We start from the raw sequence: 22,337 nt of genomic DNA, 5'->3' as shown, positions 1-22,337 counted from the left end.
TATGTTGGATGAACAGTTATTAGATCGTTTAGGAACATACTTCATTTATTTTCAAATTCATGAACGATTCGGTCTGACTTTTGATGAGTATGTTACTAAATATCAAGATGATGCTGCTACATGTAGTGTCAGTCAATTAACGATAAAAGCTGCAACGATGGCAGTCGTCACAGCTTAAGACAAAAGAATACTCTCTCGTGTACTTGAAATATTAATTATACACAGAGAGAGCCTTCTTGCATAGAAGAAGGTAATCCTATAAAGGAGAGGAGTAAATTGGATGGATGTATTACAGTATCAATGTTACCAGAAGAATATCAGGGGGTAGCAGAATTAGTTGGTATTGATTTGTTTTTAAAATTATGTAGCCTTTATGGAGGGTCAAGTTTATATATTCCAAAGAAAGAGCGAGTTACACGTCATATTCGGGATATAAAAATTAAAAGTGAATTCAATGAAGGAAATTATAAAGAACTTTCCAGAAAGTATAATTTGAGTGAGAGTCATATAAGAAAAATTGTTGGTAACCCTAGAATAATTGAACAAACTACAATTTTTAATTTTTTAGAAGAAAATTAAATACGAACGTATTTTCTTTATAGGTTTACTTTTCTTAATAATATGTAGTATAATTGTACTCATATATAGAAAAGGAGGCTTCCTGTTAATGGATTTCTTAAAAAATGAATTGTTTATGCGAAAACTGGTAAGGTCATTCGCTGAAAATACTGAGAATACATTAGATGAAATAGAGATTAACTATAATATGGATAGTGGTAATTTTCGACATGGTGGTTCTTGGGATATTCGTTTTGGCAGAATAGAAAATTCAGTAAAAGACAATGATGATATTATAGTACTTAACAGAGAACGTGGAATATGGAAATATAAAGCTACCATGCATCTATTATTAGGAGCTCTATTTATATTTACTAAAGAGAAAAATTTAGATAAAGTAATCAAAGAAAAACACGCTACAGAAAGTATTCACTATTTTCATGCACTTGTGTTTTTAAATGATAAGACAAAATCTAACGAAACTATACAACTAACATTATTTGATTTGTATGATAAGGAGTTTGAAGACCGACGTCAAGCAGAAGTGCAAAAGATTTTGATGGAGTGCTATTCCTTAGTAAAACAAGTATATTTTGTAGTGGGTACAGAAAGAGAAAAACAAATTGTAGAAGTGAAAGTGCAGCATTATAATAATAAATTTGAATTTCTTAAGGAAGTTGATTTATCACATTATATTTCTAAAGGGGAATACGAAGATGTATTACCTAATATTAACAAATATGTTGCCGAATCATCACCTAAGTCACTGGTAGGCATTAAATCTGGTTTAAAAAAGCGATATGAGAAACAAATTGCAGATAGGAAGAAAGAAAAACAAGACAAGGAGAATCAAGAAAGCTAATTGCCACCTTGTAGTCTAAAGGAGGATACTATGGTGTTAAACCGTAATTTTAATGGAATGAGATTAAAAGAAGGGAGAATCTACAGAGGTTTTACTATCACAGAGTTAGCAGAATATTTGAATGTTAGTAAACAAATGGTTTCTAAATATGAAAATTCTCATGCTGAACCATCTTTTGAAACAGTGCATAAAATAGCTAATTATCTCGATTTTCCTTTTCATTACTTTTATGAGGAACCAGTAAATGTAACGTTAGGAAACACATATTTCAGATCTTTGTTAAGTACAGGGAAAAAAGAGCGAGAAATGCAGCTAGATCGTATCAAATACATTACTATTTTAAGAAAGATGCTTGAAGAATATATAGACTTTCCTGAATTGGATTTACTTGTAGGGTTTGATTACCAAGATGATATTGAAGAGTTTACTCAACAGTTACGAACATATTGGGGATTAGGAGATAAACCAATTAAGGATATTGTTTTTCTATTGGAAGAGAGAGGCTTTATTATATCTTCTTTATATCTGGATAACAAAAGTATCGATGCTTTTGGAGCAATTTGTTCTATTCGTGAGAAGGAATACTATTCAATCGTTTTAAGTAGTGATAAACAGTCTTTCTATAGAAGACAGTTTGATGTAGCTCACGAACTGGGGCATGCTTTATTACATGAACCTACGATTATTTTTAATGACTTGGATAAAGAAGAACAGAAACAAATAGAAAAAGAAGCTAATGATTTTGCAGCAGCATTTTTGTTACCTAAAGAATCATTCTTGCGTGATATCACAATGCATCCCAGTGATTTAGATTATTATAAAATGCTGAAGAAGAAGTGGGGAGTATCTATATCCGCTATGTTAATGCGAGCATATAAGCTGGGCGCTATAAATGATGGAACTTACCAATATATGCAAAGAATGATTAGTAAAAAAGGTTGGAGAAAAAAAGAGCCTTATGACGATATTAAAGAAGTATCTGAGCCAATAGCAAATCGTCAAGCCATAGAACTATTAATTGAAAATGACTATTTTACAGGTCCTGAATTAATTAAAATTCTATCTAAAGAATACGGGTTGACCATCCATCCGAGCGAGATAGAATCGTTATTAGGTCTTGAGAAAGGATATCTACTATCCAAAGAAGAACCAGTGACCAATAATATTGTACAACTCAAAACTATAAGAAACATGGAGAGTTGCTAAAAGGTATTAGAAAAAGTTCACTTTATCGTATTCAAATATCTTTTTCAAACAAATTTAGGGCTAGAAAATTAAGTAATATTTACAATAACCAGTGAAGGCAAAAGCCACACTGGTTTTTTTATTGCCTTCGGGAATGCACTCTCCCTTATCAGGCATAGCGGTACGTATCGAATGGTGTTGACGAGTAATTTAGATGTGTGGGTAAGGCGGACACAGATAAATTAGTTGGAGCCTAGCATGTTCTTTTAAGAACCATTGAAATTGCGGCGATGCGTGCGGCGCTTTGTTTAATGGATGGTGTATTCCTAGAGTAACAAAATCAAAGCAATGGCAATGATTACATTGTATAAAGCATATTGATTTGGTTTAGTTGACTGAAAAAGAATTCCCTTCTAACGATAACGAAGCCTTTTTTAAAGCATACCCATTTCCGCCAATGCTTTTAAAAAGGCTTTTTTCATTACGCAGGAGGAGAATGTATGGCTGAATGGATTATACAAACAGCGATTTTAGCGGTTCTAGGTATTATAAGTTTCTTTCTAAAAAATCTTAAAGCGGATTTAGAAAAGAATGATACAGAGCTGAAACAACAAATTGATGATGTGGAAGCCAAGTTTAATAACTATAAATTAGAAGTGGCAGATAAATATGTACAAAAAGATGACTTCATACGTGCTACAGCGCAAATGGAACGTAAGCTAGATCGCATTTATGACGAACTTATAAAAATAAACAAAGGGAGTGAGGCAAAATCATGAATCAAGCAGAAGTGTTAAAAAACCGTCAATATCGTGGACAAATCATGCGCCTAGTTGCGTTGTTTCAACCTGCACCTGTGACCATTAAGCAATTACGATTGTCTCTGCAAGAATACGGCTTGGCTTATGGGGCAGATATTGCACAGTACATTCATTATTTGGCAGATGATTCGGATAAAAAAAATCCGCCGTACATCCGTGTAGAAGATGGATTTTTGAAGGAAGTCGCTGACGATGACAAAGTGTACATCACCAAAGCAGGTATCAAATTAATCGAAGGCAGCATTACCGATCCAGATGTGCTGCTATAAGGTGGCGATATTATGAGCAATAAAGTGTATAAAAAATATCGCAAACATAACAAAGTTTTTAGCCTTCCCGAAGAATTGCGTAACACTGTGGACGAGATGTTGCTTGATACAAGTATCACCTATATGGATATCAGCAAGTACCTAAGAGATCAAGGTGAATCCATCTCGAAATCTACCATAGGGCGGTATGCGTTGGAGACGAAGCAATTAGCCCATCGTTTGTTAGAAACGCAAGCAAGAGTGCAAGAACTTGTAAAGGTAGCAAAGCATAATCAGGATGATGAAGCGCTAACAGAGGCAGCGTTGCAAATATCGGTACATAAAATCTCCGAACGTATTGCGATGATTGAAGAAGAACTAGACGATTTACCTGCTGAAGCAACGATTGACCTACTCATTAAATTGTCCAGGGCAAAAGCCTATAAGGACAAAACTTATGCAGCATTAAAAAGCGCACATGAACGGGCATATGAGGTGTTTAAAAAATCTGTCTATGCGGAGATGCAAGAACATCATCCAGAGTTAGTGACTAAACTTATTGAAATTGCGGATGAAACACTTGGGAAAGTATATGAAAAGTAGCTTTAAAGAAGGTTGCAGGTGAATTGTATGAGTATTTTAAAAGACTTTCAGAAAGATGAAGTCACACAAAAACGAGACGCTGCCATTAAAATTGGCAAGGAAAGTTTTTGGGAATATTGCAATCGTATCAATCCTGAATTCTTCAAAAAGCATCGTCTATATCAGAAGATTTTGTGTGATACGATGCAAGCCATTTACGAAAAGAAAATCATCAATCCTGCAACTGGTAAACCATACGAAATTCTTGTTATCAATCTACCACCTGGCTTTGGTAAAAGCCACACGGCAGTTCTTTTTGCTACATGGGCATTTGGACAAAGCATTAAAAATCAAGTCATCACCGTTTCGTACAACCAAACACTTTCTACACGTTTTGCCAAGTCTGTACGTGATGCTATCGAGGATGAGGAGATTAAAGATGAAGAGAATTATTTCGTTGTGAATAGTTTTTTTCCATCTTTAAAAATTAAAGATGGTGATGGATCAGCAAGTTTGTGGTCATTGGAAGGTGCTTATATGAGTTACCTTGCGACATCTTTTGACGGTTCCATCACGGGTATGCGTGGCAATATCGGTATTATTGATGACCCAATCAAAAATGCGGAGGAAGCTGTTAATGAACGTGTAAAGGAAAAGCATTGGGATTTCTACAAAAACACCTTTGCATCAAGGATGCTTGAAGGAGCCATGCAGCTCATCATACAGACACGTTGGGCAACGGACGATTTAGCAGGAATGTTGTTAAATGAATTTCCTGACCGCTGTTATGAACTACGTATGCCAGCATTGGATGAAGAAGGGAAGAGTCTGTGTGAAGATTTGTATTCTACAGAAAATCTGCTTCAGAAGAAGGCTACATTAGATGAACATATTTGGTTAGCCAACTACGGACAAGAACCAATTGACTTACGTGGTAGTTTATACGGTGCAGGCTTTAAAACTTATGATGTGATTGATCCCGACCGATTTGAACGTATCATTGCCTATACAGATACGGCGGACATGGGGGCGGATAACCTTTGTAGTATTATCGCAGGTGTCATTGATAAATATGCGTATGTTTTGGATATTTACTATACAGACGAACCGATGGAAAAAACAGAGCCTGAAGTAGCTCGTAAGCATGATACTTATGGTGTTCGGGAAAGTGCTATTGAGTCTAATAATGGTGGGCGTGGTTTTGCACGGAATGTAGAGCAAAAACTGAAGCAGCTAAAAAATAAAAAATGCCAAGTGACTTGGTTCCACCAATCGAAAAATAAAAGGACACGTATTTTGGTCAATAGCTCAAACGTGACGGAACAGGTTATCATGCCTAAAGGATGGGATAAAAAATACCCTGAGTATTACAAGGCAATGATGCGTTACCAACGCAAAGGTAAAAATGACCATGACGATGCACCAGATGCAACAACTGGCTTAGTGGAAGTTATCAACGGTGATGTGAAATTGAAACGTAAAGCTAGGGTTATTAGACGTAAACTGCTTGGTTTGTAAAGGGGGAGTATTGTGATAAAAGTAAGCCCAGGCACGGAGCCGACAGCGAAGTTAGTCAAAAAAATCATCAAGAAGTTTCGGGCTGAAGACCTTCCTCGTCTGCAAAAGCTAGAGCAATATTATCAAGTGCAAAATGATATATTAGGTAGGCAATTAAGTTCAGAAAAGCCGAATAATCGCATTGCACACGGCTTTGCGAAGTATATCACCAATATGGCAACGGGCTTTTTCATGGGCGAAGGATTGCGATTTGATACTGATGACGATGAATATAAAGAGGCACTCGAAAAAGCATTGGGCGACCATTCTGCTGAAACCAATTTTGAGATCACAAAGGAGATGTCCAAAAAGGGTATCTCTTTTGAACTTTTATATATGAATGAAGCCAGTGAAATTCGTTCTAAGTATTTTCGAGCAGAAGCATTTATTCCTGTGTATTCCACGTCTGTTAGTGAATTTTTGGAATTTGCTATACGTCTGTGGCAAGAAGAAGATTTATTGACAGACAAAACCATCGCTTATGCGGCTGTTTATACGAAATGGGAAATCATTACCTATCGCCAAAAACAGGATAAAAAGTACGAAGAAATTGAGCGAGTGTCTCATAATTTTCATGATGTGCCAGTCCTTATTTATTGGAACAATGAAGAGGCAAAAGGTGATTATGAGGATGTCTTGACCATGATTGACGCTTATGACAAAGCCCAATCTGATACAGCTAATGATTTTGAGTATTTTACAGATGCTTATTTAGTCATTGCAGGGGCATCGGGTGGCTTGGATAAAGTGGATAGTGATGATGACGAGGGCAGAAAGGCAGCGAAAACTTTGCGACAAGAGCGTATTATTTTCATGGACGAAAGAGGGCAAGCACAATGGTTGGTGAAGCAAGTCAATGATACAGCGGTAGAAAACTTCAAAAATCGTATTTATGATGATATTTTCTTTCTATCCCTTGTCCCTGCTTTGACAGACGAGAGTTTTGCAGGTAATCTCACAGGTGTAGCCATCCGTTATAAATTAATTGGTTTGGAGCAATTAGCATCCATCAAAGAGTACAAATTTTTGCCTGCCTATAAGAAAAAGATTCGTTTGATTACAAAAATGCTGAACTTGAAGATGAATCGCAGCTTTGACCCATCTACCATCGACATCTATTTTGATCGTAATATGACGGACAATTTAAAAGAGCTTGCTGAGATTGCCGCATTGCTAGAAGGTATCATTAGTAAAGAAACACAGCTCTCTTTACTGCCGTTTGTTAAAAACAAGCAAGAAGAGCTTCAGCGTACTTTAAAAGATCAGCTAAAAAAGAGTGGCTATGATGAATTAGGCAATATTGATTTAGCAAAGGTACAAGCCTATGTCAACGAACAATGAGAAATACTGGCTTGAACGTCTTTTACATGATTCTGCAAAAATTTATAATTTCGCTGAATCACAGCTTGGTAAATTGCGGCGAGAGTATGAAAAAGCAATCAAGCAGATTGATAAAGATTTACGCACAGCCAAACATACTGAGCGTTTAGACAAATTAAAAGCTAAGCTATTAGTAGAAATTGATCGCCTCTTTGAATATGAAGAGGCACTAACAAAGGAAACTCTACTGCAAGTTTATGAAGATGGTTTTTACAGATCGGCATATAATGTACAACAAGCACTTGGCTACGGCACAGGTGCTATTTTTATTGCACCACAAGCTGCGGAGGTAGCGATTGGCATTGCTTGGAGTGGTAAAAATTATAGTGAACGTATATGGCAGCATCGAGATGTATTAGCTAAAAAGACAGAACAAATCCTCACCAAAGGAACTATATTAGGTCAGTCAAACGCACAAATGGCAAAACGGTTGGCTGAGGAAATGGATAATACTTTTGCTAATGCTGCCAGGTTAGTGCGAACTGAAACAAACTATATCCATAACCAAGCAAGTAAACAGAGCTATGAGGCGTTAGGTTTAGAGCAGTATCAATTTTTAGCCACATTGGATTTAAGGACAAGTAAAATATGTGCCTCGCTAGATGGACAAAAATTTTATTTAAAGGATGCACAGGCGGGAATCAACTATCCTCCAATGCACCCGAATTGTCGTTCAACCACTATCCCAGTCGCTGAGTATGATGCGGAGGAAGTGCGTCTTGCTAAGCTCAATGGCACATATTATGAAGTACCAGCAACCATGACATATGAGGAATGGTACAGCGGTCTTGTAAGAGAGCATGGAGCTGATAAAGTAGCAATCATGCGAAAGATGGAGCAAAATGTATCAAAAGACCGTCAATTGCATACAGCTTATAAAAAAGCAATTGGTGTAGATGTACCACAATCATTCGCTGATTTCCAAAATATTAAGTATAATGATAGTAATATCTGGGCGGCTTTGAAAAGGCAGCGCAGCACTTTTGAAAAAATCAATGCTGGTATGTACAGTGATGAATATAAACGTAAGCTGAAAAATACCTACCGTTATTTCAAAAAGGATGGTTTCGAGTTTACGACACATGCTTTAAATAGGACAATCGGACAAAAGCAGAGCAAAGGTAAAGTGTCATTTACTAAAGAAGATATTAGGGCGATGTTAAAGGAGCCACCTAACTTTGTGCAAGCAGATAATGGGCATCTTGTCCGATTTAAAAATGAAATTGCCATTATGCAGGCATCGGATACAAAAGAAGTAGTAAGCATAGTAACACGGAAAAATAAAAAGGCTAATTGGGAGGAGGCTTAGCGGATGGCAACACAAGAAGTATTAATAATGATGGAGGCTTTTCTGGAAGGTAAAATAGAGGCGGAGGATTTTTCTTTTACATTTCCTGATGTGTTAGTTGAGCAGTGGGACGAAATCGAAAAAGAGAATCAACAGCTAGTTCATCTACTCAATGAAGATATGCCTGACCTTTGCGCTAACTTTGAACCTGACCAACAGGCATGTTCCCAACGTGCTGAATATCTAAATGAAGAACAGTTTAAAAAATGTGTGAATGCAGTTTATAAAAAGGCATTGAAACTAGTAAATTAACAGAGGCACAGAATCCTCTATAAGTGTATTTATTAAGAAGTAGCTAAATTTGTATAGCCAGTAAATTTGCAAGTGAAATAAAGCCGTTTAAAGTGGTTTTAAAGTATATAGAACAGTAAGAGACCTATCGAAAATGACAGGTCTCTTTTTCTATGCCGTTTTTTGAAGGAGGTGAGAAGGATGAATTTTGATTTAAGTATTTTTAACACAACTGTCATTCCAGCCATTATTTTTATTATCTGGATTGTCATTCAGGTTGGTTTACCTAAAAAGTATGCCCCTGTTGTTTCGCTTGTATTAGGTATTGTAGCTGGACTAATTTTTGTAGGTCTATCGCCAGAGGGTTTTGTTGCAGGCGTATTATTGGGTGCAGCAGCTATTGGATTCCATTCTGGTACTAAAAACGTAATTCAAGGAGGAACAAATAATGTTCGTAAGTAATTTACCAAAACTTTTATTAACACTAAATATTCAGTATTTTGCAGATGAACCGCCTGCCGATGATTCATCAGCAGGCGAAGAAAATCCTGCACCAACATATACAGAGCAGGATTTTCAGACAAGACTTCAGGAAGAGTTAGCGAAAGCAAAAGCTGACCATGAAAATGAAGTAGCTACAGCACGTACAGAAGCAGAGAAGTTAGCAAAGATGACCGCTGACCAAAAAGCAACGTATGAGCTAGAAAAACGTGAACAAGAACTTGCTACTAAGGAGCAAAAAATTGCTGCACGAGAACTGCGCTCAGAAACCTTAAACATGCTTGCAGACGCAAAGTATAACTTGCCTGCTGAAGTGATTGACCTCGTTTTAGGTGCAGACGCTGAAACAACGACGAAAAATATTGAAACTTTTAAGCAAGTGTTTGACGTTGCTGTACAAAAATCGGTGGAAGAACGTCTCGCTGGCAAGTCTCCATCATCAGGTACACCTACCACGCAGAACGGGCAACTGGACGTGATACGTGAACAATTTGCAAAAGCATTAGGAGGAGGATTCTAGAATGGCGAACACAATTGCATATGCGTCCATTTTTCAAACAGAGTTAGACAAGCAATTATTAACAGGTGCAACATCAGGTTGGATGGAGCCTAACTCAAATCTAGTGAAATACAACGGTGGTAACGAAGTCAAAATCCCCAATATTTTAATGGATGGTTTGGGTGACTACGATCGTACAAATGGTTTTGTCAACGGTGCGGTAACGATGTCTTGGCAAACACACCCACTAACACAAGACAGAGGGCGCACATTCTCTATTGATGCGATGGATGTGGATGAATCTAATTTTGTGGTCACAGCAGGTGCGGTGATGGGAGAATTTCAACGTACAATGGTTATCCCTGAAATTGACGCCTACCGTTATTCAAAAATCGCTGCATTAGCCGTTGCTGGCGGTCGTGCGTCAGGGGGCTATACAGCGGATGAGGCAACAATCTTGAATAAACTCTTAATGGATATTGCGCTTATTCAGGATAAAATCGGGGGTGGTAATCAACTGATTATTACACTGCCTTATACGGTTGCTGCCTTATTAGATGCTAATACTACTATCCAAAAAAGATTGAGTGTGACGGAATTTGAGCAAGGTGGTATTAAAACGAGCATCACAACGCTTGATGGGCATCCAATTATTCGTGTGCCTTCCGATCGTTTAAAAACAGCTTACGAATTTTTAGATGGAGAAACGCCAGGGCAAGAACAAGGTGGCTTTAAAGTAGCGCCAACAGCTAAAAATATTAACTGGATTATCGCAGCGCAAAATGCACCGATTGCCATCTCGAAAACAGACAATCCACGTGTATTTGATCCTGCAACAAATCAACAAGCCGATGCCTGGAAAATTGACTATCGCAAGTATCATGATTTATGGATTCCGCAGAACAAACTAGATGCAGTGTTTGTCAATATCAAGGAGGCGTTATAATGGCGTATATTTTGCAAAAGTTAAATGTGGTGAAAACGGCGGAAACAGAAAAACAGCGGGATGATTTGCTTGCTAAAGGGTTTACGCTCGTAACAGAACCTCCAAAAAAACCTCCAAAAAAAGCAGGTGAGGTGGAATGAACACCGTTTTAGAGCGTGTAAAAATCCGTTTAGGCATTCCAGTAGATGATGGGCAGCATGATACGCTGCTCATCCTACAAATCGAGGATGCGGAAAGCTATTTTAAAGACTATTGCAAGCGAGGGGATATTCCCCTTCAAGCGCAAAATGTTATCGAAAAATTAGTCGTTGAATTACGTGAAAGTCATGGTGGTATCCAAACAGAGAAAATCGGTGACACCAGCACCACTTATTTTGAAGATATCGTGTCGGATACCTTGCAGAAACAGCTCAATCGTTATCGCAAAACGTTGGTGATGTGACATGAGGCGCAATCGTTTGACCAAACGCTTTTACACAGATCAAGCCAATATCATGCGATCTGATAATTATGTCACATCAGATGGTGAAACAAGGATGCAACCACTACTGATTGTCTATGCAAATGTGCCTTGTCGTATATCACAAAAGGCGTTGTCAACTAATTCGCAAACAGAAGCAGTTAATAATATACGCTACGAAACAAAGCTATTTATCTCTCCTAAAATTGAAATACATCAAGGTGATATAATTTCAGTAATCCGAGGTTCTTCCAGCAAAATATATACAGCAGGAGAGCCTTTTTTGTATTCAACACATCAAGAAGTTAGCTTGCAACGAAAGGAACGAGCTTGATGTTTGAGTTTAACGAATTTCGTGCACTAGCCGATCGACTTGAATCAACAATCAATAGTGCTCAGATAGATAGCTTTATACGTGAGTGTTTACTTGATTTAGCTAAAAAGTTATTGCGTAAAACCAGAACAAAAACGCCAGTGAATACAGGGCTGTTAAGAGGGAAATGGGAAATTGGTACTATTACTAAGCAAGGGCGTATTTATGAAATTGAAGTCTTTAATGACGAGGTATACGCTGAGTTTGTAGAAAATGGTTTCAAATCTCACTGGGTTCCTGGGTATTGGAGTAATAATCAATTTGTTTATGACAAAGAGGCAAAAACAGGTATGCAGGTTGGCACACCAGGTGGATTTGTAGAGGGAAAATTTATGCTAAAACTTTCCGAGCAAGAATTGAAGCGTGAAATGGATCACTTTTTGCAACGGAAGCAAGAGGAGTTTTTTAGAAGGTTGATGGGAGGCGATTAGCTGTGGCACTTACACCAACATCTATAAATATTGTGAGAAAGGCTGTCATTTCAAAGTTAAGTGAGCACTTCTCTCATCCTGAATATCGAATTTATGGTGAAGAAATTGCACAGGGCTTTAAAGAGCCTTGTTTTTTCGTCAAGTTATTTCCCGTAGAACAGACGCAGATCATGGGCAGGCGGTACATGCGGCATCATCTATTTGATGTACATTACTTTCCTTCTGCGGACTATGCCAATGAAGATATGAACGAAATGGCAGAGCAACTCTACGGAATATTAGAGTATGTTGCAACACCACCGATAAGAGGTACAAAAATGAAGCACGAAGTCCATCAGGATGTTCTTCATTTTTTTGTCGAATATAACTTCGATGTATATAAACCAATTGAAGAAATCAAAATGCAAGCATTGGAGGGCGTTGGTTTTGACACAAGAGACAACGAACAAACCGAAACAGAATAACAAATTTTCCAAAGCGGCTTTTTTGGCATCTGCTTTATCTACGAAAGAGCGTTTAGAGTATGAAGTTGTGTTACAAGAAGGCATGGCTTATACAAAAGCGGAAGCAGAGAAGGCACTCGCAGCATGGAAAAAGAAAGGGATTGAAGTGTAATGGGTGGTACGTGGGAAACGCAAAATAAGGTACGTCCTGATGCGTATATTAACTTTGAGACAAATAGTTTAAATACTATGGGACTTGATTCCAATGGCGCACTAGCTATTCCAGTAGCACTTGATTGGGGAGAAGTTGGGAAGTTTATTAAACTCTCTTCAAATACAAAATTTAGAGCATTGTTCGGTAAAAGTTTAGGTGATATTTTACCAATTCGAGAGGCATTCAAAGCAACTAGCAACATTTTTCTATACAACCTGAATGGGGAAGGTTCACCAGCTAAAGCAACTGTTGACGGATTCACTGCTACAGCAAAATTTGGCGGTGCAGATGGTAATAAAATTCATGTAACCATAACAGTAGGGTTGGACAGTTCTGCCACAATCAAAACATACTTTGATGCTGCACAAGTAGATAGTCAAAAAGTAGCCAACTTTGGAGAGTTAAAAACCAATGATTATGTAATATTTACAGGGAGCCTCCCAACTACAGATGCTACATTGACGCTTGTAGGAGGAACTACGGTAGCAGCCACTAACGAATCTATTTCGGAATTTGCATCTGCACTGGATACGTTGAACTTTAAAGCGGTAGCGTTTGGAACAGATGATAACACAACTAAGTCTCTACTAGCTTTAAAAGTAAAAGAATTACGTGAGCAGTCAGGCAAGCGTGTCACTTTTGTTACAAATAATTACAATGCAGTAGATCATGAAAGTACCGTATCCGTTAAAAATGGTGTGACGCTAGATGGTGGCGAGGTGCTAACAGCCAAAAATGCAGTGTATTGGTTTGCGGCAGCATTTGCAGCATCTACAGTTGGCTCGCTCACCTATGCGAAATATCCTGGTGCAATTGAAGCTGAAACGATGACAAATGATGAAATTATTCAAGCGTTAAAAGATGGTCACATTGTCTACTCAATCAACAATGATGAGGTAGTTGTAGAACAAGATATTAACACTTTCCGTTCCTTCACGCCTAAGAAGAACCAAGATTTCAGGAAAGGGAAAATTGACCGTGGTATGTCGATTATTGAAAATAATACACGCCATATTTTCCGTAAATACTTCATTGGTAAGGTAAATAACCACGATGATGGTCGTGACTTATTCAAAAAGCAACTAATGAAAACTGTGCTTGATCCTTATGTACGATTAGGTGTGATTGATCCATATTTACCAGAGGACATCGTGATTGGACAAGGGGACGAAAAAGATGCGGTGTTTGCTGTAATGGGTATTAAGTTCATCGATGCAATGGAAAAATTATACTTACGTGTGGAATGTAAGTAAGAAAGGGGGAAGATTCAATGTCACAAAATGTAATGCAAACAAAAGATGCAATGTCCTCCCGTGAAGGTACAGTCTATATTAATATCGAAGGGCAAACATTTGAGATTGCCGAAATCCTTAAATTTAAGGCGGAAGTGGAATACACAAAAGTAGAAGTTAAGCGTTTAAATGCCCGAATGGAAGGGTCAAAGATTGTAGGTGCGAAAGGTACAGGTGACATGACTATGTATTATCACCGTCCCGAAATACGAGCAATGGCTATGGATTATCTGCGTTCAGGTAAATCACCTATGTTTGATGCGACCATTATCAATGCGGATATTACAAGTGCAGCGGGTAAACAAACAGTCGATGTGCGTAATATTGTACCGAATAAAACACTATTAGCCATGTTGGATGCAGATAGTGCCGACACACTGAAGGATGAATTCTCCTTCACATTCGACGACTTTGAAGTTTTAAATCAATTTAATGTTATTCAGTAGGAGGAATCAGGATGAGTAAATTTCAAGCATTTATGAAGGAAAATGTAGGGCAAGCAGAACTAGTAGAGTTACCTTTAGCACGTTTTGGGGAGTCGATTAAAATTCGCCCTATCCCATCAGATGAAGCGGATTTAATCAATGACCGTTGTTTTAAAAATATACCTGGCAAGAAGGGACGTCAGGAGCGAGTATTTGATCCAGTGGCATACAACCGTCGTATGAATGTAGCTTCGATTGTTCATCCAGACCTAAATGATACAGAGCTACAGCAATCGTATGGCGTACGTGGGGCAGAAGCACTCTACGGAAAAATGTTTTTAGCAGGGGAAACATCGTTGATTTCTGAAAAGGTTCAAGAAATCAGTGGTCTGGATGAATCGCTTGAGGATCAAATAGATGAAGTAAAAAACTGATTCAGGGCGATGATGATGAAAATGATGGTTTGGCATTTTATGCACATGTGGCACTCCATCGTTTTCATATACCGCCCAGCCAATTTTTAAGTATGAGTCGTAAAGAGCAGGCTTTTATGATTGCTAGTATAAGTATTGAACTAGAAAAGGAAGCGGAGGCAACTAAAAAGTAATGGATAAACATTCCTTCTTTATGTATATTAATAGATAAAAGGGAGGAATTGGAGATGGCTGAAAATCGGGTGATTGCTGGGGATTACGAGGGTAAGAATATAATGATTGCCCAAAAGAGTTTCTTCAGCAAACAAGAAGTATTTTTATGTACAAGTTTAACAAAGAAATTTGCTTTAAATAAAGAAAACATAGCCTCTTATGAATTAATAACCGAGGAACATCGTAAAAGTGCGGTGAGTGGTGTAGCTCGTGGATTAGTAGGGGGGGCATTGCTTGGTCCTGTAGGTCTGTTAGCTGGTTTATCCGCTAAAAATAAAGGTACACATACATTGGCAATTGAGTTTCATGATGGTAAGAAAAGCCTTATTGAAGTAAATGAAAAGATTTATAAAATGTTAATACAACACATGTTTTAAGCACTCTTTAAAAAGGGTGCTTTTTCTTATGAAAAGAAGGTGAGTTCATGGCAGTACGCACTTCATTATCATTAACAGATCGTATGACTAATACTTTGCAACAGATTATGAAGGCTATGAATAGTACGATGCGAACTATGGAGCAACTGCACACAACTTCAGATAGAAGTATGGATATGCGCAGCTTACAACGTGCTAGGCGTGACATAGAAAATGCTCAATCAGCTTTAGCACGCTTACAAGAAAGTGCAAGGCAAGCAGGAAATAACGGACAAGATGCAGGTAATCGTATAAGAAATAGTTTTCAAGGTGCTAGTGAGGGGGCGGAAACAGCCACCAGTCGTGTACGTCAGTTGCTAAGTAGTTTAACAAACTTAGCAGTTACGTACTTATCTATCCAAGCTCTTGCAAATGGTTTTAGCAAATTTACTCAAGCATCTGATAATTATTCAAATACTAATGCTCGTTTAACTAATGTCAATGATGGGTTACAAACTCAAGTAGAATTACAAGATAAAGTTTATCGAGCTGCACAAAGAAGTTTGACTTCTTATAATGACACGGCTGCTAGTGTAGCTAAATTAAATCTCTTGGCGAAAGATTCGTTTAAGAGCAATGATGAAGCCATTCGTTTCGCAGAGCTAATGAATAAATCATTTTCAGTATCGGGTGCGTCTACACAAGAAAAACAAGCTGGTATGTACCAACTGACACAAGCCATGGCAGCGGGTAAGTTACAAGGTGATGAATTCCGTTCTATCATGGAGAATGCTCCAATGCTTGCTCAAGCGATTGCGGATGCGACAGGCAATAGTATGGGAGATTTAAAGAAAATGTCTGCGGAAGGTACAATTACTGCGGATATTATTAAAAAGGCTTTATTCGGGGCGGCTACTGATATTGAAGAAAAATTTGCAAACATGCCTTTGACATTTGCTGACGCAATGACAGTGTTTAAGAACTGGGCACAACGAGCATTTGAGCCGCTGTTTGTACGTTTTAGTCAGTTTATTAACTCAGACGCTTTCGGTGTGTTGGCAGGTCATGCGATGGTATTTGTTAATCTATTTGTGTCTGGGCTGTCGTTTGTATTTGATATGTTAGAAGCACTTTATAATGCAATTGGCGCTGTAGGGCAGTTCATGCAACAAAATGCAAGCTGGGTAGTACCTATCTTAGTGGTGTTAGGTACAGTGATTGGTTCCATTGTGGCTATTTTAATGGTGAAGTACGCTGTATTAGGTCTGATACGAATAGCTACATTGGCATGGGCAGCGGCAATGTGGGTTGTCAATTCGGCGTTTTTAGCGAGTCCTATCACATGGATATTAATTGCTATCATTGCGATAATCGCTTTAGTAGTGATGGCATTTATTATGTGGGCTGAACAAACAGCCGTTGTTATTGGCGCTATTGTAGGATACGTCTTCCTTTTGGGTGCATCTTATTACAACGTACTTATCGGTATAGCTAATTTAGCTATCACCGTGGCAGAGTGGTTTGTAAATAATTGGAATCAAGCGATATATCTTACGCAACTTGCTTGGATTGCTTTTAATTTGTTAGTGCGTATGGTGCTCGATGCTATTGTCAATTCAGCAATTACAAATGCAGAAAGAATTGCTAATACCTTTAATGACGCTACTTATGGCGTGCAGATGGCTTTTTATACAATGGGGACAATGGTGTTGAAAACAGTTGGTGGAGTAGCTGATGGTACTGCTAATATTATTAATAAAGCGCTTGGTGGTATATCTGATCTTATCAATGGAGCGGTTCGAGGAGTCAATTCATTTATTGGATTACTGAATGGTGTATTGGACACAGATTTATCTACAATTGGTACAGTTGATTTTAAAATAGGCAGTGGTGCAACAAATTTTGCTGATAGTTTCCAAAAAATATTAGAAGCACCTCAACGAGCTGAAAAAATTACACTGCAACGATTAAATACAGCACAAGATTACATGGATAGTGTCACAATGCCAACAGCACCAACTCAACAAAAATTTGCACGCTTTGACTATAAAGATTTGGGCGCTGCCTATGACAAAGGGAATGCGATTGGACAAAAATTTTCTATGGGCATGAGTGAGAAATTAAGTGGTCTAGTAGACAAAGCAAAAGGTCTAGCTGGTTTAGGCAAAGAGGATAAAAATAAAGAAAATCCATTTTTGGACAAAGGTAGTTTATTAGATAATGTAGTCAATACAGCCCCTTCTGAAACAGGTCTGGGGGCGGCTAGTGATAAAGATAAAAAGCTGAAGGGTGGCAAATTAGACAAAGTAGACAAAATTGGCGAAGTCAATTTGGCGGATGAATATCTTGAAATTTTTAAAGATATTGCTGAAGGGCGAGCAATTAACAATATCGTCTCATTGACACCTAATCTTCAGGTGCAGAATACCTTCGAGGATACAGCGGGCAGCGTGCTAAGCAAAGTATTGAATAAAATTGGTGACTTGTCTAATGTAGGTGGTTATGCAGCGAAATTGAATAATTTAGTTTCACAGGCGCTAAATGTACCTACGAAAGATAATGTCAATGTATCCAAAGAAGTAAGGGAGAATGTTGCAGCTTCACCTATTACAAATAATAGTAAGACTGTTGTTCAACATATCCAGAGTGAACCACGGATTGAATTTTCAGGTGATATTAATAAGGATGTAGATTTAGAGGAATTGATTAGAAAAATTGTAAAATGGCTAAAGGATGAGCAAGATCGCTCTACGGAGGGGGTTTACGAATGATAGGTATATATCTTAGTGCGAAAAATGATGCTGAAGGTTTTCGTATACCTGTAAATCCACCTGAACTACCTTTTAAAAATAGTGCAGATGGTGAGGAGTTTACTGTCGCTGAGACAGGTACAGTCAATGTGCCCAAGCCTATGAAGCTAAAAGAATTTTCCTTTTCCTCCTATTTTCCAGCGGCAGAAACGCATTATGCAGAGACCCAATTCGTAGAGCCTAAAAAATATATTGAACAAATCGAGAAGTGGATGGCTGAAGAAACAGTCATTCGCTTTATTTATGTAGGCGGTTCATTTTCTATCAATGAACAGGTTACTATCGAAAGTTTTGACGGGAAAGATCAATTTGGAACAGCAGATGTCGATTACACTATTTCTTTTAAAAAGTCCGTTCCATATGGATTCAAAAAGATGGAAATAGTTAAAAAGAAGGTAGTCGATGTGAAATCGGTTGATAAAAAACCTGTAGAGCAAGTAGTGAAAAAAGAAGCACCAAGAGAAAATCCAAAGCCAGTACCGCAAACATATTCCCTTGTCAAAGGTGATTCTCTTTGGAAAGTTGCTCAAAAATATACGGGTAATGGGGCTAATTATAAAGCGTTACAATCATTAAACGGAATTAAAGATAGTGATTTGCGAAGATTGCCAGTTGGGTTAAAGGTGAAAATTCCACCTGAATGGACAGCTAAAAAATGAGGTGGTAGGTATGGAGGTATTAATTGATAACCGTGATGGCAACATATATGAAGTGCCCGTCACTTCTCTTAGCTGGAAAACAGAAAAATGTGGAAAGGCGTCTGAATTAATTGTCACCATGCTAAACCCAAATCCATTAAAAGATAAGGTTGTTTCGGGCGCAATTGTACGTGTTACAGATGATATACACAAAATTTTTTATGGATATTCGTTTAAGGCAGGGTTTGGCAAAAGTAGTGAATTCAAAGTAACAGCTTACGACCAATTAAGGTATTTTATGTATGATGACCAATTTGTCATACCGTCCATACTAGCGGAAGCAGCCATCGCTCGTATTTGTAGTAAGGTAGGACGAAATTTAGATACAGTTGCTAGTACGGGATTTAAAGCACCTGCTTTAATAGAGGAAGGGAAAAAAGCACTGGATGTCATTATGAAATACATTGATTCGACTATTGTAGCCACCAATCAGAGTTATGTATTCATGGACGATTTCGGCTCATTAGGATTACATAACATCAAAGATTTGGTGATTGATCCTACAGATTTTTACATCGGTGAAGAAAGTTTACTATATGACTATGATTACACAGTTTCTATTGAGGATTCTTACAATCTTATTAAATTAGCAGTAGATGATAAAAAGGCAGGTAAACGCCGAGTATTTATCGCACAGGACAGTGACAATATTACAAAGTGGGGACAGTTACAGTTTTATAAAAAGGTGGATGAAAATATGACCACTGCACAGGTTGAAAGTTTGCTAGATGCGTTGTTAGCTGTTCATAACAAAGAGAAAAAAGAATTGTCGTTGAAATGTTTAGGTGACTGGCGGGTACGAGCTGGAAAGATGGTGTTTATTTTTATTGAAAAAATAGGCTTGAAGCAACTGTTTTTAGTGGAGGCTTGTACACATGATTGGTCTGCCAAAGTACACACAATGTCATTAGAACTGAAGGTGGTTTCATGAGTTTACTTGATTTAATCAAAACAACCGCAATGGCTGCTTTTCAAGCGTCCAACCCAGTAAATATTGTGTTAGGTACAGTGGTGGAAACAAAGCCACTTAAAATAGAGTTGCACTCAAAACTGCCTTTAACTGAAGAGTATTTATTGGTGGCAGAGCATTTAACAAGGCATGAACGTGTGGTATCCATTCGATACGAGTATCCTAAAAATTACACAAAAGAGCAAATCGGTGATGCTTCCAAACAAGCAAATTCTGCACGAAAAAATATAGGTGATCCTGCATCCAATCCGTATGAAAATTATACAATGAGCTATGCAAGGCTAACTGTTGAGGATGGGCTAAAGGTAGGCGATAAAGTAGTGTTACATCGGGTGCAAGGTGGTCAAAAGTATTTTGTATCAGACAGGTATAAGGAAGGGGATAAGGTATGGTAGTGCCTACAGATGGTATAACAATTACACCAGATATTGAAGTAATGGATGCGGCGCAACTACCAACGAGAACCTATAAATTGGATTTTGTTAAAGGACGCTGCGGGGGTTTTATCGACAGTCAGAAGGCGATGGAGCAAGCTATCTTTAAAGTATTAAATACAGTACGCTTCAAGCATCTAATCTATTCAGACAATTATGGTTTTGAAAATATGATTGGTCAGGATGAATTATATGTACGTGGCGATTTAGGTAGGCGCATTCAAGAGGCTTTATTGCAGGATGAGCGTATTACTAGTCTATCTAATTTTACTTTGGAATTCGTCACAAAAGAGGATGTATTAGTAGATTTTGTGGCACACACCATCTATGGAGATGTGCAATTGCTGAAGGAGGCGGTGAGACTTGCTTGATTATTTAGAAGCCCAAACCTTTGAAAAATTATTAGCTGACCTGCTTGAGCGAGTATCAGACGATGTAGATAAGCGAGAAGGAAGTATCATTTATGATGCACTTGCCCCAACTGCGCTAAAGTTGGCTGAAATGTATTGGGATATGGCGATACTATATCGACGTACGTTTGCCGCAACCGCAGATGGCATTGACCTCGAAAAATGTGTCAATGAATTTGGTGTAGAACGTAAAAAAGCAGGTAAAGCAATACGGCGAGCTATTTTCATAGGTAGGGATGAACAGCCCTTGCAAGTAGCTTTAAATAGTCTTTATAGATTAGATGATTTGGTGTATCGAGTGATGGAAAATATCGCACCAGGAGAATTTAAGGTAGAGGCACAAATGGCTGGGGCTGTAGGGAATAGAGATTATGGTGAATTACTGCCTGTCGAAGCAAATAATAAATTAGGTAAAGCGATATTAACAGATGTCATTGTACCTGGTGAAGATGAAGAATCGGATGAATCCTTGTATCAAAAGTATTTAGAGCATATTCGAGATAAAGCATTTGGTGGCAATAGAGCAGAGTATCGTAAAAAAGTACGAGCCATACAAGGTGTCGGTGGTGTACGGTTAAGACGTGCTCCACATGGTGGCGGTTCAGTAAAGGTTATTATTATTGATTCTGATTTCAATGCTCCAACACCTGCGTTTATTGCTTATGTCCAAGAGATTATTGATCCTTTAGAGTACACAGGAGATGGTTATGGAACCGCACCAATTGGACATAAAGTAACAATTGAAGGTGTTGGGGAAGTTGGTATTACAATTGAATGTGAACTTGTCTTGAATGGGGCTACAATTGGGCAAATCGAGGTACAAGCCATTGAAATTTTGGAAACTTATTTTTCAGAATTACGTGCAAATTGGTATAAAGATTTAGATATTAATGTACGCATTACCCATGTTGAGTCAAGGCTCTTGGAAATTGAAGGTGTAGAGGATATTATTTCCACACGTTTAAATGGAGTGGAGAACAATATTAACTTAATTGAAGAAATACCTATAATTGCAAAAATAGTATTAAAGGAAGGTGGCACATGAGTAACGATTTCATGAATGAACTTCCGCCATATTATCGAGATATTAGAGAGTTTCAGGAGTTATCCGAAACAGTTGTAATAGACTGGGATAAACTTGGTGAGGCTTTTTTTAATGCAGAAAAGGATCAATTTATTTTATCTTCAGGAGAAGCTGCCATCACTATACGTGAAAAAGATTTTGGGATTGTTGCAGATCGTCGGGTAGAAACATTAGACTTTCGCAAATTGCGGCTATTATCGAGGATGCAAGAGAGTACAACACCTGTATACGCATATCTGAAAATTATGTTGAATTCGTTGTTGGGGGACACATATGAAATAAATTTAGATATTGATACGTTTGAAATGGAGCTATTTGTGACACCTGAGACCCTACTTTATAAAGAAGCTAAAAATCTACTTGAACGTATTGTACCATTAAATATTGCTATCAAGATGGCTCGAAAATTCAAGATTGATGGTAGTGTTTATGTACCGAGCTTTGTTGCAACAGGAAGTGAAATTACGTTGTATCCAATGGGCATCGGCAACATTGAACAATCTGCACGCACGAACAGCTTCGCAGGTATCAAAACAGCTTCAACCATCACTGTATTACCGATGCAATAAAAA

Annotated in this window: 32 protein-coding genes; all 32 read left to right on the top strand. The window is 38.0% G+C overall.

Annotated elements, in window-relative coordinates; translation table 11 throughout:
• Position 1 precedes the first annotated feature (1 nt).
• The 32 genes from OPF91_RS03195 to OPF91_RS03040 all read left to right on the top strand — a co-directional run bounded on the left by OPF91_RS03195 (position 2) and on the right by OPF91_RS03040 (position 22,334).
• Positions 2 to 178 carry a hypothetical protein gene (locus OPF91_RS03195; RefSeq protein WP_264987234.1) on the top strand — a complete coding sequence of 59 codons (177 nt, stop codon included), beginning with the start codon at positions 2 to 4 and terminating at the stop codon, positions 176 to 178.
• A 98-nt stretch (positions 179 to 276) separates the two neighbouring features.
• Positions 277 to 579: a Mor transcription activator family protein gene (locus OPF91_RS03190; protein WP_264987233.1), complete on the top strand. Its 303-nt coding sequence runs from the start codon at positions 277 to 279 to the stop codon at positions 577 to 579.
• Between the two features lie 88 nt (positions 580 to 667).
• On the top strand, positions 668 to 1,420 hold the full coding sequence (locus OPF91_RS03185) for a DUF5986 family protein (protein ID WP_264987232.1): 753 nt from the start codon (positions 668 to 670) through the stop codon (positions 1,418 to 1,420).
• 33 nt (positions 1,421 to 1,453) lie between these two features.
• Positions 1,454 to 2,626 carry a helix-turn-helix domain-containing protein gene (locus tag OPF91_RS03180; protein ID WP_264987230.1) on the top strand — a complete coding sequence of 391 codons (1,173 nt, stop codon included), beginning with the start codon at positions 1,454 to 1,456 and terminating at the stop codon, positions 2,624 to 2,626.
• Between the two features lie 479 nt (positions 2,627 to 3,105).
• Positions 3,106 to 3,384 (top strand): hypothetical protein, encoded by a 279-nt coding sequence (locus OPF91_RS03175; RefSeq protein ID WP_264987229.1) that lies wholly within the window; start codon positions 3,106 to 3,108, stop codon positions 3,382 to 3,384.
• Positions 3,381 to 3,695 carry a hypothetical protein gene (locus OPF91_RS03170; RefSeq protein ID WP_264987228.1) on the top strand — a complete coding sequence of 105 codons (315 nt, stop codon included), beginning with the start codon at positions 3,381 to 3,383 and terminating at the stop codon, positions 3,693 to 3,695. Before OPF91_RS03175 ends, OPF91_RS03170 begins: the two co-directional genes overlap by 4 nt.
• 12 nt (positions 3,696 to 3,707) lie before the next feature.
• Complete coding sequence (locus OPF91_RS03165; protein ID WP_264987227.1) at positions 3,708 to 4,277, top strand: phage protein Gp27 family protein; 570 nt, start codon at positions 3,708 to 3,710, stop codon at positions 4,275 to 4,277.
• 27 nt (positions 4,278 to 4,304) lie between these two features.
• On the top strand, positions 4,305 to 5,774 hold the full coding sequence (terL, locus tag OPF91_RS03160; RefSeq protein ID WP_264987226.1) for a phage terminase large subunit: 1,470 nt from the start codon (positions 4,305 to 4,307) through the stop codon (positions 5,772 to 5,774).
• A 12-nt stretch (positions 5,775 to 5,786) separates the two neighbouring features.
• Positions 5,787 to 7,154 carry a phage portal protein gene (locus OPF91_RS03155; RefSeq protein ID WP_264987225.1) on the top strand — a complete coding sequence of 456 codons (1,368 nt, stop codon included), beginning with the start codon at positions 5,787 to 5,789 and terminating at the stop codon, positions 7,152 to 7,154.
• Complete coding sequence (locus OPF91_RS03150; RefSeq protein ID WP_264987224.1) at positions 7,138 to 8,502, top strand: minor capsid protein; 1,365 nt, start codon at positions 7,138 to 7,140, stop codon at positions 8,500 to 8,502. Before OPF91_RS03155 ends, OPF91_RS03150 begins: the two co-directional genes overlap by 17 nt.
• 3 nt (positions 8,503 to 8,505) lie before the next feature.
• Positions 8,506 to 8,793, top strand: a complete 288-nt coding sequence (locus tag OPF91_RS03145; RefSeq protein WP_264987223.1) for a hypothetical protein — start codon at positions 8,506 to 8,508, stop codon at positions 8,791 to 8,793.
• Between the two features lie 180 nt (positions 8,794 to 8,973).
• Positions 8,974 to 9,234, top strand: a complete 261-nt coding sequence (locus OPF91_RS03140) for a phage holin family protein (protein WP_264987222.1) — start codon at positions 8,974 to 8,976, stop codon at positions 9,232 to 9,234.
• The gene (locus OPF91_RS03135) at positions 9,221 to 9,793 is read left to right on the top strand and encodes a DUF4355 domain-containing protein (RefSeq protein WP_264987221.1); all 573 of its coding nucleotides are present in this window, start codon (positions 9,221 to 9,223) and stop codon (positions 9,791 to 9,793) included. Before OPF91_RS03140 ends, OPF91_RS03135 begins: the two co-directional genes overlap by 14 nt.
• Before the next feature lies 1 nt (position 9,794).
• The gene (locus tag OPF91_RS03130; RefSeq protein WP_264987220.1) at positions 9,795 to 10,718 is read left to right on the top strand and encodes a hypothetical protein; all 924 of its coding nucleotides are present in this window, start codon (positions 9,795 to 9,797) and stop codon (positions 10,716 to 10,718) included.
• Positions 10,718 to 10,858 (top strand): hypothetical protein, encoded by a 141-nt coding sequence (locus OPF91_RS03125; RefSeq protein WP_264987219.1) that lies wholly within the window; start codon positions 10,718 to 10,720, stop codon positions 10,856 to 10,858. The genes OPF91_RS03130 and OPF91_RS03125 overlap by 1 nt, the downstream gene beginning before the upstream one ends.
• Complete coding sequence (locus OPF91_RS03120; RefSeq protein ID WP_264987217.1) at positions 10,855 to 11,160, top strand: phage head-tail connector protein; 306 nt, start codon at positions 10,855 to 10,857, stop codon at positions 11,158 to 11,160. Before OPF91_RS03125 ends, OPF91_RS03120 begins: the two co-directional genes overlap by 4 nt.
• Positions 11,161 to 11,176: 16 nt before the next feature.
• Positions 11,177 to 11,512, top strand: coding sequence for an ABC transporter ATP-binding protein (locus OPF91_RS03115; RefSeq protein ID WP_264987216.1), 336 nt, complete (start codon positions 11,177 to 11,179; stop codon positions 11,510 to 11,512).
• Positions 11,512 to 11,982 (top strand): HK97 gp10 family phage protein, encoded by a 471-nt coding sequence (locus OPF91_RS03110; protein ID WP_264987215.1) that lies wholly within the window; start codon positions 11,512 to 11,514, stop codon positions 11,980 to 11,982. Before OPF91_RS03115 ends, OPF91_RS03110 begins: the two co-directional genes overlap by 1 nt.
• Positions 11,983 to 11,984: 2 nt before the next feature.
• The gene (locus OPF91_RS03105) at positions 11,985 to 12,446 is read left to right on the top strand and encodes a phage tail terminator family protein (protein ID WP_264987214.1); all 462 of its coding nucleotides are present in this window, start codon (positions 11,985 to 11,987) and stop codon (positions 12,444 to 12,446) included.
• A complete protein-coding gene (locus OPF91_RS03100) occupies positions 12,409 to 12,597 on the top strand; it encodes a hypothetical protein (protein WP_264987213.1) in 189 nt (62 codons plus the stop codon). Before OPF91_RS03105 ends, OPF91_RS03100 begins: the two co-directional genes overlap by 38 nt.
• Positions 12,597 to 13,892, top strand: a complete 1,296-nt coding sequence (locus OPF91_RS03095) for a phage tail sheath subtilisin-like domain-containing protein (RefSeq protein WP_264987212.1) — start codon at positions 12,597 to 12,599, stop codon at positions 13,890 to 13,892. The genes OPF91_RS03100 and OPF91_RS03095 overlap by 1 nt, the downstream gene beginning before the upstream one ends.
• Positions 13,893 to 13,909: 17 nt before the next feature.
• Positions 13,910 to 14,377, top strand: coding sequence for a phage tail tube protein (locus tag OPF91_RS03090; protein ID WP_264987211.1), 468 nt, complete (start codon positions 13,910 to 13,912; stop codon positions 14,375 to 14,377).
• An 11-nt stretch (positions 14,378 to 14,388) separates the two neighbouring features.
• A complete protein-coding gene (locus tag OPF91_RS03085) occupies positions 14,389 to 14,790 on the top strand; it encodes a phage tail assembly chaperone (RefSeq protein WP_264987210.1) in 402 nt (133 codons plus the stop codon).
• A gap of 29 nt (positions 14,791 to 14,819) precedes the next feature.
• Positions 14,820 to 14,963 (top strand): hypothetical protein, encoded by a 144-nt coding sequence (locus OPF91_RS03080; protein WP_264987209.1) that lies wholly within the window; start codon positions 14,820 to 14,822, stop codon positions 14,961 to 14,963.
• Positions 14,964 to 15,017: 54 nt separating this feature from the next.
• Positions 15,018 to 15,380, top strand: coding sequence for a hypothetical protein (locus OPF91_RS03075; RefSeq protein ID WP_264987208.1), 363 nt, complete (start codon positions 15,018 to 15,020; stop codon positions 15,378 to 15,380).
• A 47-nt stretch (positions 15,381 to 15,427) separates the two neighbouring features.
• Positions 15,428 to 18,130 (top strand): tape measure protein, encoded by a 2,703-nt coding sequence (locus tag OPF91_RS03070; RefSeq protein WP_264987207.1) that lies wholly within the window; start codon positions 15,428 to 15,430, stop codon positions 18,128 to 18,130.
• Positions 18,127 to 18,828 (top strand): LysM peptidoglycan-binding domain-containing protein, encoded by a 702-nt coding sequence (locus tag OPF91_RS03065; RefSeq protein ID WP_264987206.1) that lies wholly within the window; start codon positions 18,127 to 18,129, stop codon positions 18,826 to 18,828. The genes OPF91_RS03070 and OPF91_RS03065 overlap by 4 nt, the downstream gene beginning before the upstream one ends.
• Before the next feature lie 10 nt (positions 18,829 to 18,838).
• Positions 18,839 to 19,798 (top strand): XkdQ/YqbQ family protein, encoded by a 960-nt coding sequence (locus OPF91_RS03060; RefSeq protein ID WP_309297402.1) that lies wholly within the window; start codon positions 18,839 to 18,841, stop codon positions 19,796 to 19,798.
• Positions 19,795 to 20,232, top strand: a complete 438-nt coding sequence (locus tag OPF91_RS03055; RefSeq protein ID WP_264987204.1) for a DUF2577 domain-containing protein — start codon at positions 19,795 to 19,797, stop codon at positions 20,230 to 20,232. Before OPF91_RS03060 ends, OPF91_RS03055 begins: the two co-directional genes overlap by 4 nt.
• Positions 20,226 to 20,642, top strand: coding sequence for a DUF2634 domain-containing protein (locus OPF91_RS03050; RefSeq protein WP_264987203.1), 417 nt, complete (start codon positions 20,226 to 20,228; stop codon positions 20,640 to 20,642). Before OPF91_RS03055 ends, OPF91_RS03050 begins: the two co-directional genes overlap by 7 nt.
• Positions 20,635 to 21,726 carry a baseplate J/gp47 family protein gene (locus OPF91_RS03045; protein ID WP_264987202.1) on the top strand — a complete coding sequence of 364 codons (1,092 nt, stop codon included), beginning with the start codon at positions 20,635 to 20,637 and terminating at the stop codon, positions 21,724 to 21,726. The genes OPF91_RS03050 and OPF91_RS03045 overlap by 8 nt, the downstream gene beginning before the upstream one ends.
• A complete protein-coding gene (locus OPF91_RS03040) occupies positions 21,723 to 22,334 on the top strand; it encodes a putative phage tail protein (protein WP_264987201.1) in 612 nt (203 codons plus the stop codon). The genes OPF91_RS03045 and OPF91_RS03040 overlap by 4 nt, the downstream gene beginning before the upstream one ends.
• The last annotated feature ends 3 nt before the right edge of the window (positions 22,335 to 22,337 follow it).

It is taken from the genome of Lysinibacillus piscis, from assembly GCF_026012395.1.
GTDB lineage: Bacteria > Bacillota > Bacilli > Bacillales_A > Planococcaceae > Lysinibacillus > Lysinibacillus piscis.
Note: the sequence above shows the minus strand (reverse complement) of the source record. Positions and strands in the feature narration are given on the sequence as shown.